The sequence below is a fragment of the Nocardioides sp. Root151 genome (assembly GCF_001427925.1).
Lineage (GTDB): Bacteria > Actinomycetota > Actinomycetes > Propionibacteriales > Nocardioidaceae > Nocardioides.
In genome coordinates, this window is the sequence record NZ_LMGG01000004.1 from 1,170,595 (window position 1) to 1,182,994 (window position 12,400).

The following is a 12,400-nucleotide window of genomic DNA, read 5'->3' on the forward strand; positions in this document are numbered from 1 at the left end:
CCGCAACGCTTGCCCCGCTGTCGATCTGCTCGATCGGTGGTGTGAACCGTGCCCGCCCGACGAAGAAGACGCCGCGCTGCGGCAGCCAGAAGTCACCCAGGCGGGTCTGCTCGTCGAGCGGCGCCGGTGCACCGAGGTCCTCGCCGCGGTACGACGCAGCACTGCCGACCACACGCCAGATCTTCAACGGCACCGCCTTGAAGTGGGGGCCGTTGGGCGTCGCTCCGCGGAGTCGGATCCGGCCGGTGTGCAGCATCGTGCGCGCCATCGGTCCCATGGCACCGAGCACGGCGTTGCTGTTCCAGCCCGCCTCGGGAAGCACCCCACCCATCCCGGTCATCATCCGGGTCGCCGGCGTCGCGCCCAGCTCGATCCGCCAGGTCAGGTCGTCACCGAGCGTCACCTCGAGCGTGTGGTCGTCGGACCAGGACACGTCGATGCCCGGCACGCGGGTCCCGGCCGCGACCGACCCGAAGTAGCGCGGACAGGTCAGCTCGGTCGGGCCGGTCGTGTGGATGGTCCAGCGTCCCCCCGGATCGCGGAACCAGNCGAGGGGTCGGCCTGCAGCGCCTCAACGGCCCGCCGTGGTGCCGTGGTTGTCATGCATTCACAGTGGGCCCGCACGCCCTCGCACCGCGTGAGGCATCTGCCTCAACTGTCAGGCGCAGACCCGTCACTGGCAGCCGACCCCGTCGCCGTCCCTATCGAGGTGCGAGGCGTAGTTTCGCCTGCGAGTTCGAGCTGCAAATCGTGATAGATGGATGGTGTGCACGCGCGGCCATGGGCATCACAGAATCGCAATCTATGCGTATTGCACTTCTTCCGATGTAAAACCGCTGGTCAGAGGGCACTACTGCGCGCTCCGTGCTTTAATAATTGTGAGAAGCGTGTTGCGCGGGTCCGCCTATCCGCCTCCCGAGCGCACCCCCAGCAAGGGAGAAGACATGGCCAAGGGACACCTCTGTCCGATCTGCAACACCCACACGGTTCAGCCGAAGAGCACCAACAAAATGAAGTGCTCAAACTGCAACACCATCTTCGAGAAGAAGCGCATCACCGGCTGATACCACCGGTTTGTCTCTCACAAAGCAACCAAACCTCAGCGAACCGGACCTTACGGGTGGCTTTGTCCTCGCCCATCGGTTCGACGCGGGACCCGTGCGCTGACTACTCTCCGGGCTCCTCCGCGTCCGGCTGCAAAAGGCTAAGGTCAACGGGGAGTTGCTCGGACGGTTCGGGCTCGGGCGGCAGACCTGAGGAGGCGTATCCTTCGATTTCCTCGGCGATACGGTGGATGAGGTCCGACAGGTCTACGACTCGGTCCCGCTGGTGCACGAAAACGACTTGATAGCCGGTCTCGTTCTTGTTCGGCTCGTAGGCAAAGATGCCCGCTCCGTCGAGGTAGGTCTCGGTCAGCGCCCGGACCTCCGCGACCATCCGGTCGAGGGTGTCACGAGGCCTGTTAATGCGGGCGCACCACATGAAGTAGACGGACGGCGGCGCGATCTTGCGCCAGTTGTCCCAGTGATCGATCTTCTGGCGCTGCTCGCGGCGATAGAGTTTCAGATCCGTTGCCTGGAACTTCAACTCCTTACGGCGGTTCGACCAGTCGGCGGTGGAAGCACGGGCAGGCTGCCGGTTGTACGCAGGTCCGCCCATCACCTTTGTCTCGACGCAGACGAGCGGGGCGTTGCGGCGTGCTGGCCAAGCGATGTCGATCTGGTGCGGCTGCGAGAAGCCTTGGATGTTGGATCGTGGAGCGAGGGGCGAACTGGTCTGGTTCTCCAGGAGCAAACTGACGAGTTCGGCGAACCAGCCACCCTTCATCCGATACGCGCCAGAGAGTCGCTGAGCATCAGTCTGGGTTGGCTGGCCCATGAGCCGTGGCGGGATGCCCTTGATTCGGTACTGGTCGAGGCACCACAACACGGCGAGGAACTCATCAGCGACGTCGGCGAAGACTTTGATGTTTTCCTGCTGCACGCGGTCTTTCAACTCGTTCCACTTCTCGAGCGGATGACCGACGCGATCCTCGAATGCGAAGTCGTCCAAAGCGACCCCTTCCGTAGCGAGCGTTACTTGAAAGGTTAGAGGCTGCCCTTGCCCATTCGTCGGGATCTGAGGGTTCTCGCAGCGTCGTGTAGTTCGATGACGTCGGAACGGCTGATGCCGAGGGTGCTGACGAGCAGTGCCTCATCGATCGTCTTGACTACGTTGGTCCACTGTCCCTTGCGTAGGCTGATATCGAGCCGGCGGGCATCCGACTTGAGGAGGTCCCAAGCGTTCGCCAAGCCCTCGAACGTCGGCATGGGCAGAGACGCGGCCTCGCTCGGCTCCATCTTAAGGATGCCGCCGCCGTATGACCGACCGAAGATCTCTGCCCCCAGCATTGTCACGCTATTGAACATCAGTACAGGGAGTGCTTCGCGGGCAAAGTGGGGCGCTTCGTCTCGAAGGCGCAGCCCGTGCATCGAGTTCACGAACGTCGTCTTTGCTGTGTTCGCGATGAGTCGCGGGTAGCGGTGGCTCATGTAGGTAAAGAAGAGATCCGGGGCAGTTACAGTCGGGGGCCGCCACCATGGGGTCCGGATCTTGCACTTGTAGGCCTCGTTTACGCCGTGCGCCTTGCCGACCGCGATGTACTTCCGAACAGCCTCGGACTCATCGAATGGGTCAGGCCGGAAGAGCCAGACCCTCTCACCCGCATCCCGAAGCTCGCGCCAGCTGACAGTCGAGAACGACAGGCCTTTGAGATGCTTTGTCCCAGGCGGGCAAACCTTGACGACCTGTCCAGCCTTCTCGCTGAGTCCGAACTCCTCCCGGGTGGTTTCCGTAAGAGTAAAAAACTTGTTCGCACCGGTCACTATGCCGAGTTCCGGGCTGCCGTAGGTCCCGAGCGACGTGAAGTGCTCTGCGCTCGTCGTCCTGAACAGGTGGCGCTGGCGGTTGGGCAGGAGCAGGTCTGTCCACTTGCCGCTATCGAGAACCGTGGCGGCGTGGTTCGACATGACTCGGATCTTCTTGAGGTCGTCGCCGTCGTCGAGGTAGTAAAGGGAAAACGCATCACAGCCGCCCGAGCCAGCGGCCAGGACGAGCACAACCTTCTCTGTGGCGTCCTGGAACTGGAGCCGGTCGAACATGACCAAGTGGACTTGCTCGAACCGCTGCTTCAGCCAAGCTCGAACCGGCTCGGCATACCCGACCGTAAGAAGCTCTGCGGGCAGCACCATCGCCAGCCGCCCCTCAGGCTTGAGGAAGCCTACCGAGTGGACGAGGAGGGCTGCCCAAGAGGACGCGAGGTTGGACAGTCGGACACCTTGTCGTAGCGCAGCCTGCTTGGACCGGTCTCGGGTCTCTCCGATGTGCTGCTGGTAGCGGACGAAAGGCGGGTTTCCGATGATCGCGTCCATCTCAGGGACGGTCGCGCCGAGCTGGTCGGGCGTTGCGATCGAGAAGAAGTCTCCTTGCTGGAGGTGGGCGTCCATACCGGCCTCGGTCAAGAGGTTGTAGGCCCACTCCAGCGACGTCTGATGGAGGTCGAACCCGTAGAGTTGTTCATCCAAGTCTCCGATGTCACGGCCGAGGTCTTTAAACCTCTGACCTGCGGAAATGAGAAAGACTGCCTCGCCGCAGGTGGGGTCCATAACCTTTGCGTCAGGCTGATCGAGGACGGCCCACTCAGCGAGGAAGTCCGCAATTGCAGGGGGGGTGAAGAACGCTCCTCGCTGCTTGCGGAGTGCTTCGCTGTCATCGGCTCGAATCATGATGCCACGAACTCTAGTCGAGGCCGGTGACAGCCATCTGTGGGCTCGCCGAGTCGAGTCGTCGGGTCGGCGCCTCCCCGGAGCCTAAGAACAGCTCGGCCTCGGCGTGGCAGGCTCGATGAGCCCCGAGCTGTGCCAACGACCGGCCGCGTCGATCATGCGAGGAGCCTGGTCCTGTGGCAGATAGGCCGGCCGTAACTCGCCGACTCCGTTCCTTGAACATCGTCATCCGACGCGTCCAACCCACCCGCTCGGCGATCACCGCGCCGGCATCGTCGGCACCCCTGGAGCTGTTCACGGATCCGCGGCTCGAACTCACCGACCGACGAGCCCGCCAAGTTCCAACTGTACCGGCGATAAAGTCCGATGCGAGTGCGGCGCGCACCGTGTTGAGCGAGACGCCCTACGCCGTCGCGATCATCTTGATCGGCTACACCTCCCCGCGGTGCAGCCTACGGATCTCGACCCAGTTCCCCACCGAAACTCTCCCGTCCTCCTGCTCAAGTGATGAGGTCAGGATCTCGGGGGGATCAGCCTTCGACCGTCTATACACAGGCAGTTTCAGGCCTTGTCAGCACACCGACGAGGTCTTCCGGCCTGTTCTCGATGAAGGAGATGTCCCCGCCAATGTTCGCCGCGTGTTAAGTCAGTCCGGTTCCAAGATTCACACCTTCGTCGCGACCGGTGAGGCCGACTCGTCAGAGTTTGCCGTTCACAGCTGGTAGCGGTCGGCGCTAGTTGTGCCACGCGTGGCCAATATTCCTCGTGTTGAATCGAACACCCCCCCTGCCCCTTCGTACGAACTGACCCTTGGAGGGCACAAACTCAAACCGGCAACAACTTCATTTCCGAGTCACACGGACGTTTCGCACCTAGACTGTCGCAGTGAGTAAGGACCAGCCATGGGTGGACGCCTCCCTCAACCCCTTCCGCAATCGATTGGCCGGCACAGCCATCGTCATGTCGATCGCGTCAACTGGGTTCCTCATCTTGGTGGCATGGAGGAGTCCAGGCGACGGAGGATGGCGCTTGGACGAGACGACCTATGCCGTCTTAACATCGCTCCTTTCAACCGTCATCAGCATCGGCATTCTCTCGCTCATCTGGGAGTATTTCCTGCGTAGATCCTACGCACGCTCGCTTCATCACTATCTGTCACTCAAGTCATCCCTCGTCGCGACCGGTCTAACAGAGGTATCCGACACCAACGAGGAGCAGATTGATCTTCACACTGAATTGGGCCGCGCGTCTCGCATTCGATGTATCGCGCGAAATCCCATCGACTGGAACTTGAGACATCTCAACGCAGTAATGAAAGCCGCCCAAAGTCGAGAGGTACATGTTGAGATTGTGGTGCCGAATCCGGATGGCCTACACCTTGCGGCGGTCGCTTCGAGCCTCGGATTGGGCGAACAGGATTTGGCAAACAACATTTCAACAGCAATTGACACCATAAAGACCAGATGGCAACAAGCCAATGTCGTCGCATCAAATTCCACGATTCAGATCGCCACACTCGACAATCCACTGTATGACGCAACGGTAGTAGACGATCTAGCGGTGATCGAGTTGACCGTGTCCACTAATCACAGGCCCGGTCGAAGTGGGCTAGCCTTCAGGTTCGACGGACAAGGACGAGTGGCAGCATGGGTCCGCTCGCAGTTCGACGAGGCCAAGGTTGGCCCGGCATTGTGGGCCGCGCCACCGGGATCACGAGATTACTTTAGGAGTCAGGTGTGAGCGACTCGGGACAGTCGTATAGCCGCGACCTGGATCTGATGCTATTGATGGACGAGATCGATCAGGGTCGCGTCGGTCTGCCGAATTTTCAGCGTGACTTCGATTGGAACGAACCAGACGTAGCGAGCCTGCTCGCGACCGTTCTTTCCGGTTGGCCCGCGGGGAGTTTATTGCTGATGATTGGCCGGCCGACATTCTTCGACCTACGGGGGTTCGAGGGCGCTCCCCCCCTAGGGCCAAACATCCATTATGTGGTGCTGGACGGGCAGCAGCGCCTTACGAGCCTCTATCAAGCCCTTAAGGGGCGGGGCAAGAAGATCTGGTGCCTTAATGTCGATCGGGCTCTCGAGCGGCCAGCAGATGCGGAGTTGATTGAGGACGCGCTGGTCGCAATCGATGTTGATAAGCTCCAGTCGACGGGAACTCAGCAAAGAATAAGCTCGGGCGAACTTCTTCCACTCCACTATGCAGGGAGCGCTGCAGATTTCTACGAGTGGCGGGACGAAATTGTCGCTGCATTGCCTGAAGAGCGCGGCAGTGCTGTTGGCTCTTCGCTATCGAAGCTGTATCGCTCCGTTCTGGCCAACGCTCATACTTACAAGTTTCCAGCCATGATGCTTGACAATGCCCTAGAGCCACCTGCGATCGCGCGTATTTTTGAGCGAATCAACAAAACTGGCATGCGACTTTCGGTCTTCGATCTCTTAGTCGCTCGTACGTACCAAGAGGACTGGAGCCTTCGAGATGTCTGGCTCGAAGCTAGAGACGAGCATGCTGTGCTGGAAGAGTTCCTTGGCGACGATGCGCTCGCCGTCATCCAGGCCATGGCCCTCGCAGTATCCGGAGACATCCGACGACCGGCCATGCTCAAACTGGATGCGCAGACCATCAAGAGCAACTGGCCAAGTTTCCTTGCCTCCACTCTCGGAGCGTGCGAGTTTCTACGCCGGCGCGGATGCCGCGGCATTTCTTGGTTGCCTTACGCCACGCAACTCGTTCCCCTCGCCGCTCTCGGACGAGACCACGACCTAGAGGTACACAGCGACATAATTGAGACTTGGCTCTGGTCGTCCTCGTTCACCCGCGCCTACGAAGTTGCTTCAAGCACCGTCGCAAAGGATGACTACGACCGCCTGACAGGCCACTTGTCGGGCAACGGTTCATTCGAGTCAAGGCTGCCCAAGTTGGATGACGTCAAGTACGCGTCGCGTCGAAGCAGTAGCGGGCTGTGGCGCGCCTTCCGACTCTATCTGGCGTTTGTGGATGCACGAGACGTGTTGACCGGGGAGAGTCTCCAATCAGCCGCCGATGACGACCTCGCAATGGAAACGATCCTGCCCAGGCTGAAACGGTCGGAGAGCGGACTTCCAGCCCATCAAATGACGTTAGCCCAAGTACTCGTGAGTCGTGTTTCGGTCGCAAAGATGCGACAGAGACCCTTGGGACTGCGGCAAGAAGGCGAGCTCGGCAGGGGCGCACTTGAGTCACAATTGCTCGGCGACATTGGTCTCGACCAGCTCGTCGTCGATCCTGAAGGAGTGCTGGTCACTCGTTACAACAATCTCGTTGACTCGCTCACGACCCGCTACCCCGCTCTGTCCCTGTAGGACCACACATCGCTGATCGCTGCGACGCCCGCGAATTGTTTACACTTCGAGGGTGGCGACGATCCGGTCTCGTGCCATGGTCACTGCCGGCCCCCACAGCTCATCATGATTGCTCTCCCAGGTTTGGGCGTTCGCTCAGGCCGGTGCCTGGGCTGTGTCGTCGGTCCACTCCCCCGGCGCGAAGTTGCCCAGGCCACCGCCGATCATCGCCGGCCACCCGTCGTACGGCGCACTTCCGAACTTGTAACCGGCGCCCAGGGCGTCACCGGTCGCAGTGCCCATCAGCACGCCGATGGCTCGGTCCAACTGGGCATCCGTGAGATTCATGGATTCAGCCTGCCATCACGGGTGTGGTCTCGACAGACGCCCACGTTCCCTTCGATACGCCCGCTCGTCCCTCGCGGGCACTCAGGACATCGCCTCGGGCTGCTCGACCACTGGGTTACTCATGCCTCGGGGTGCTCGACCACCAGGTGGCTCGCACGTCGACAGCGCCGTCACGTGAGGAAGCTGAACCGCACGTCTCGCTCGGGGTTGTCGACGTTGAGGTCGACGAGGCAGAGGCTCTGCCACGTCCCGAGCGCCAACTGCCCGCCCAGCATCGGCACCGTGGCGTAGGGCGGGATCAGCGCCGGCATCACGTGCGCGCGGCCGTGACCGCGGCTGCCGTGCCGGTGCCTCCACCGGTCGTCGGCAGGGAGCAGGTCGGCCAGTGCGGCCAGCAGGTCGTCGTCGCTGCCGGCACCGGTCTCGAGGATCGCCAGCCCTGCCGTGGCATGCGGCACGAACAGGTTCAGAAGTCCGTCACCGCGCCCAGCGGCGAAGTCGGCGCAGTCGCGGGTCAGGTCGAGGACGACCTCACGGTCGCCGGTGACGTAGGTCCGGGTCTCGGTGTCCATGTCTTGATGGTTGCAGGTGGTCTCGACGGGCGCCCTCGTCCCCTTCGATACACCCGCTCGTCCCTCGCGGGCAATCAGGACATCGCCTCGGGCTGCTCGACCATCGAGTTGAGGCCGCTGCTCGATCACTGGGGCGATGAATTCCGCGCCAACGGCTGGTCTATACCGGTGTCATCAGACCACTCAAGGAGGAGTGATGGGGAAGGTTGCATGGGGATTCACCTGCTCGATCGACGGGTTCATCGCGGGGCCGGGCCACGACATGTCCTGGCTGTCCGCCTCTGAGCCCCATGCGGAGGGAACCACCCAGGCGATGGCCTCGAAGGTGGCCGTCATCATCGCCGGCCGCGAGGGGTACGACGCGGCGAAGGCGCAGGCCGACGAACGTGACGAGATGACCTCCGAGGCGTACGGCGGCGCGTGGTCCGGCACCGAGTTCATCCTCACCCACCGACCGGAGGAACTCGCGGACGACTCGTCCGTCATCGCACTGAACTGCTCCATCACCCAAGCGGTCGCACGTGCGCAGGAGCTCGCCGGCGACAGGGACGTCCAGATCATCAGCGCCGACATCGCCCGGCAGGCGCTCGAGCACGATCTCATCGACGAGCTGCAGGTCTATGTCGCGCCCGTCTTCCTCGGCGACGGGGTCAGGATCTTCGATGTGCCCGGCGGACGTCGCGTCGACTGGGAGCTCGCGGAGATCGACGAAGCGAACCGGCGCAGCTTCGGTCGGACCTACCGACCCAAGCGGTGATCCGACCTCGAGGCGCCACGAAAAGTGCGTGACTTGCCTTGGGGCGGCCTGCAAGAGTTGGTGTCATGAGCGACGCCGCGAGCATCGACGTGACCTCACTGCCCGCCCGGTACGACGACGTCCGGGCCCACACCGAAAGACTCGCGGCTCCACTATCGCCCGAGGACCAGACCGTCCAGTCGATGCCCGACACCTCACCCACCAAATGGCACCGGGCGCACGTCACCTGGTTCTTCGAGACCTTCGTGCTGGCCGACAACGAGCCGCGCTTCGCGCCGTACCAAGACACCTACTGGTTCCTCTTCAACAGCTACTACGAGGCCGTCGGTCCGCGCTGGTCCAGGCCGATGCGCGGCGTGATCAGCCGCCCGGGTGCCCACGACGTCGGCCTCTACCGCGGCAACGTCGACGACCGGATGCGCGACCTGATGGCCACCCTTGACGAGGGCACGCTGACCAAGCTGGCGCCGACGATCGAGCTCGGCTTCCACCACGAGCAGCAGCACCAGGAGCTGCTGTTGATGGACATCAAGCACGTCCTCTCGCTCAACCCGCTCGATCCGTCGTACGCCGGCAACCCGAGCAGCGGCGACATGTCGGGCACCCTCGAGTGGCGCGACTTCGACGGCGGGTTGGTCGAGATCGGCCATGAGACGTCCCTCGACGGCGGCTTCTGCTTCGACAACGAGCTCCCCCGCCACCAGCAGTGGCTCGAGCCCTACCGCCTCGCCGACCGGCTCGTCACCAACGGCGAGTGGCTGGCCTTCATGGCAGACGGTGGCTACCGCCGGCCCGAGCTGTGGCTCAGCGACGGCTGGGCTCGCGTGCAGTCCGAGGAGTGGGCGGCTCCGGCGTACTGGTCCGACCGCGACGGCGTGTGGTTCGAGCACACGCTCACCGGCACCCGGCCGGTCGACCCCGAGCTGCCGGCCTGCCACGTGAGCCACTACGAGGCCGACGCCTACGCGACCTGGGCCGGCAAGCGGCTGCCCACCGAGGCGGAGTGGGAGCACGCCGCCCGGCTGCAGGAGCAAGCACCGGCCAACCTCGCCGACACCGAGTCGTGGCACCCACGTGCCGCAGGCGAACCGGTCGACGGGCTGCGCCAGCTCTTCGGCGACTGCTGGGAGTGGACCTCGTCGGCGTACCTGCCCTTCCCCGGCTTCCACCCCACGGCCGGCGCCCTCGGCGAATACAACGGCAAGTTCATGTCCGGCCAGATGGTGCTGCGCGGCGGCTGCGCACTGACGCCACCCGGTCACGCGCGGGCGTCGTACCGCAACTTCTTCCCACCAGGTGCGCGCTGGCCGCTGACCGGCGTACGCCTCGCCGACGGCGGCGCGCCGCGGGAGCCGCGACGGTGACCTGGACCAGCGCGGTGGCCTGTGGGCACCGCGGCGCCCTCGGTCATGCCCAGACCGTCGCGACCTGGGCTGCACACGCGGACTGTGAGGGAGTCGCCCAGCTCGACGGCTGGCAGGTGGGCATCGACGCCGCAACGGCCGACGAGCGGACGGCGATCATCGAGGCGTTGGCGCGCATCCGCAAGGCAGGACTTCCACTCTCAAGCGCACTGGTGCGCCTGGTCACCCGCAACGACGTGCCGCCCTGCTCGGTGCTGCTCGCCAACGGCGAGCAACTGGCCGCGGTCGCCTGGGGCCGGGGGCTGGCACTGCTCGAGTTGGGTAACTGGGAGTACGCCGTGGGCTCGCCGGCGGACGACGACCAGGTCTGGTCGCCCTTGTCGGTCGGCACCGTCGTCGACCTCGACCAGTGCGGCCCCACCCGCTTCACACTCCCCTGTCCACATGCGAACACCTGAAGAGGCACCGTGACCCTCGACGAGCTGCTCACCCCGGCCGACCTGCGCGCCGCGCTCGAGGCCGACGCCCGCACCGGCCTGACCGCGACGCCGAAGTGGCTGCCGCCGAAGTATTTCTACGACGACCGCGGCAGCCGGCTCTTCGAGGAGATCACCCGGCTACCGGAGTACTACCCGACCCGCACCGAGCACTCGATCCTGGTCGAGCACGCCGACGAGATCGCCTCGGTGGCTGATGCGGAGGCGCTCCTCGAGCTGGGCTCGGGGTCGAGCGAGAAGACCCGGATGCTGCTCGATGCGATGGCGCGTGGCGGACGGTTGTCGGCGTACGTGCCGGTGGATGTCAGTGCCGGCGCACTGCGCGACGCCATGGACGGGCTGCGCCGCGACTACCCCGACCTGGTGCTGCACGGCGCGGTTGCCGACTTCGACCACCACCTCGACCAGCTGCCCGCCCCCGGACGCCGACTGGTCGCCCTGCTCGGCGGGACCCTCGGCAACTACCCGCCCGGTCAGCGCCAGACCTTCCTCTCGTCACTCGCCGCGGCGATGCGCCCGGGCGAGGCGTTCCTGCTCGGGGTCGACCTGGTCAAGGACGCCGACCGGCTGGTGGCGGCGTACGACGACTCGGCGGGCGTGACCGCGGAGTTCAATCGCAACGTGATCGCCGTGCTCAACCGCGAGCTCGATGGCGACCTGGACCCGGACGACTTCGAGCACGTCGCGCTGTGGGACGCGCAGAACGAGTGGATCGAGATGCGCCTGCGGGCGCGCCGTCCGATCGTCGCGCAGCTCGCAGCCCTCGACCTGAAGGTGACCTTCGACGCCGGGGAGGAGATCCGCACCGAGATCTCGGCGAAGTTCCGCCGGTCGCTGCTCGAGCCCGAGCTCGCCGCCGCGGGACTGCACCCCGAGCGATGGTGGAGCGATCCTGCCGGCGACTTCGCCTTGGTGCTGGCTCGTCGCTGAGGTCGCTGCTGGGCTCGGGCAGGGCCTCATCGATCAGTTGTCCTCGAATCACGAGTCCGGACGCGAGGACGCCGACGCCTTCGTGCCCGCAGGACTTCGGCGACGACGATCCCTGACGACACCACGATCAAGGTGAGGGCGGACCAGCCCAAGCCTTCAATACTGGCGACGTCGCACTCCCCGTCGAAGCCGGGGTCGCTGCAGTGGGTCGCCTCGAAGTGCGCGGCCCCCATCATGAATGCCAGACAGATCGCGAGCAGGAGTCCCGTCGCGTAGGCCGACACGCGCACCCATGGCGACACCTGCGTCGTCACCTGCGGGGCGGGCGATCGGCCGTCGCGCATCGGATCAGGGCGCCCGACCTCGAAGGTCGGGGTGAGCATCCACAGGGCGACGAGACCGAGCGCCACCTCGAACAGGAACAGCTCGCCCTCGGTGCCGTGCCAGATGAATCGGAACCCTTCGAGGGTGAAGGTGAGTACGACGAGGGCCGCATCGATGACGGCCAGGGCCGCACCGAACGTACGCCGTGACGCGGTGTGCCTGCAGGCCACCCGGAGTGCGACGACGGCGAGGACCGCGGCCACTGCGCCCAGCGGCATGATCCACCGCTCGGAGCCGGACCCGGACATGTCGTCGAGCTGGACGAACCCGCCCAGGGCCAGCACAGCCAGGCTGGCGACCAACACCGCCAGGGACAGCACGGTCCACCTGCGCTGCTCACCCATCGCCACTCCCCCCGCCATTTCGCCGACCGGCACGCGCCCAGGTCTGCGGCAAGTGTGAGGCTTGCGCCGAGTCGCCGTACGGGCTTCGGCGAAATCCGACGCCGGCCCACGGAC

Annotated in this window: 12 protein-coding genes and 1 pseudogene; 6 read left to right on the forward strand and 7 right to left on the reverse strand. The window is 64.3% G+C overall.

Annotation, left to right across the window (positions count from 1 at the left end; translation table 11 throughout):
- Positions 1-673 precede the first annotated feature (673 nt).
- The 4 genes and pseudogenes from ASD66_RS25715 to ASD66_RS25310 form a co-directional block, all read right to left on the reverse strand.
- Positions 674-772, reverse strand: a complete 99-nt coding sequence (locus ASD66_RS25715; protein ID WP_156388680.1) for an excalibur calcium-binding domain-containing protein — start codon at positions 770-772, stop codon at positions 674-676.
- A gap of 395 nt (positions 773-1,167) precedes the next feature.
- Positions 1,168-2,052, reverse strand: coding sequence for a hypothetical protein (locus ASD66_RS14180; protein ID WP_056891270.1), 885 nt, complete (start codon positions 2,050-2,052; stop codon positions 1,168-1,170).
- Between the two features lie 35 nt (positions 2,053-2,087).
- Positions 2,088-3,764: a class I SAM-dependent DNA methyltransferase gene (locus tag ASD66_RS14185; protein ID WP_056891271.1), complete on the reverse strand. Its 1,677-nt coding sequence runs from the start codon at positions 3,762-3,764 to the stop codon at positions 2,088-2,090.
- A 141-nt stretch (positions 3,765-3,905) separates the two neighbouring features.
- Positions 3,906-4,191, reverse strand: a pseudogene (locus tag ASD66_RS25310) (IS21 family transposase); the annotation flags it as partial.
- A 458-nt stretch (positions 4,192-4,649) separates the two neighbouring features.
- Here ASD66_RS25310 and ASD66_RS24480 point away from each other — a divergent pair.
- Together ASD66_RS24480 and ASD66_RS24220 are read left to right on the forward strand one after the other, a co-directional pair.
- Complete coding sequence (locus tag ASD66_RS24480) at positions 4,650-5,504, forward strand: hypothetical protein (RefSeq protein WP_156388682.1); 855 nt, start codon at positions 4,650-4,652, stop codon at positions 5,502-5,504.
- Complete coding sequence (locus ASD66_RS24220) at positions 5,501-7,111, forward strand: GmrSD restriction endonuclease domain-containing protein (protein WP_082599496.1); 1,611 nt, start codon at positions 5,501-5,503, stop codon at positions 7,109-7,111. The genes ASD66_RS24480 and ASD66_RS24220 overlap by 4 nt, the downstream gene beginning before the upstream one ends.
- A 135-nt stretch (positions 7,112-7,246) precedes the next feature.
- Here the strand turns inward: ASD66_RS24220 and ASD66_RS14195 are convergent, their stop codons facing one another.
- Positions 7,247-7,438, reverse strand: coding sequence for an ADP-ribosylglycohydrolase family protein (locus ASD66_RS14195; protein WP_056891273.1), 192 nt, complete (start codon positions 7,436-7,438; stop codon positions 7,247-7,249).
- 170 nt (positions 7,439-7,608) lie between these two features.
- Positions 7,609-8,010 carry a YjbQ family protein gene (locus tag ASD66_RS14200; RefSeq protein WP_056891274.1) on the reverse strand — a complete coding sequence of 134 codons (402 nt, stop codon included), beginning with the start codon at positions 8,008-8,010 and terminating at the stop codon, positions 7,609-7,611.
- Positions 8,011-8,206: 196 nt separating this feature from the next.
- Here ASD66_RS14200 and ASD66_RS14205 point away from each other — a divergent pair, with 196 nt between their 5' ends.
- From ASD66_RS14205 to egtD, 4 genes are all read left to right on the forward strand, one after another.
- On the forward strand, positions 8,207-8,767 hold the full coding sequence (locus ASD66_RS14205) for a dihydrofolate reductase family protein (RefSeq protein ID WP_056891275.1): 561 nt from the start codon (positions 8,207-8,209) through the stop codon (positions 8,765-8,767).
- 65 nt (positions 8,768-8,832) lie between these two features.
- Positions 8,833-10,131 carry an ergothioneine biosynthesis protein EgtB gene (gene egtB / locus ASD66_RS14210; protein WP_056891276.1) on the forward strand — a complete coding sequence of 433 codons (1,299 nt, stop codon included), beginning with the start codon at positions 8,833-8,835 and terminating at the stop codon, positions 10,129-10,131.
- Positions 10,128-10,589 (forward strand): hypothetical protein, encoded by a 462-nt coding sequence (locus ASD66_RS14215; RefSeq protein ID WP_056891277.1) that lies wholly within the window; start codon positions 10,128-10,130, stop codon positions 10,587-10,589. The genes egtB and ASD66_RS14215 overlap by 4 nt, the downstream gene beginning before the upstream one ends.
- Positions 10,590-10,598: 9 nt before the next feature.
- Positions 10,599-11,558: an L-histidine N(alpha)-methyltransferase gene (gene egtD / locus ASD66_RS14220; RefSeq protein WP_056891278.1), complete on the forward strand. Its 960-nt coding sequence runs from the start codon at positions 10,599-10,601 to the stop codon at positions 11,556-11,558.
- A 26-nt stretch (positions 11,559-11,584) separates the two neighbouring features.
- Here egtD and ASD66_RS14225 read toward each other — a convergent pair whose 3' ends face one another.
- Positions 11,585-12,286, reverse strand: coding sequence for a hypothetical protein (locus ASD66_RS14225; protein WP_056891279.1), 702 nt, complete (start codon positions 12,284-12,286; stop codon positions 11,585-11,587).
- Positions 12,287-12,400: the final 114 nt, after the last annotated feature.

Bases quoted from the DNA above. Each gene is read 5' to 3' on its own strand.
- ASD66_RS14195 (WP_056891273.1), bottom strand. From the start codon at position 7,438: ATGAATCTCACGGATGCCCAGTTGGACCGAGCCATCGGCGTGCTGATG.
- ASD66_RS14205 (WP_056891275.1), top strand. From the start codon at position 8,207: ATGGGGAAGGTTGCATGGGGATTCACCTGCTCGATCGACGGGTTCATC.
- ASD66_RS14225 (WP_056891279.1), bottom strand. From the start codon at position 12,286: ATGGGTGAGCAGCGCAGGTGGACCGTGCTGTCCCTGGCGGTGTTGGTC.
- ASD66_RS14185 (WP_056891271.1), bottom strand. From the start codon at position 3,764: ATGATTCGAGCCGATGACAGCGAAGCACTCCGCAAGCAGCGAGGAGCG.
- egtB (WP_056891276.1), top strand. From the start codon at position 8,833: ATGAGCGACGCCGCGAGCATCGACGTGACCTCACTGCCCGCCCGGTAC.
- ASD66_RS14200 (WP_056891274.1), bottom strand. From the start codon at position 8,010: ATGGACACCGAGACCCGGACCTACGTCACCGGCGACCGTGAGGTCGTC.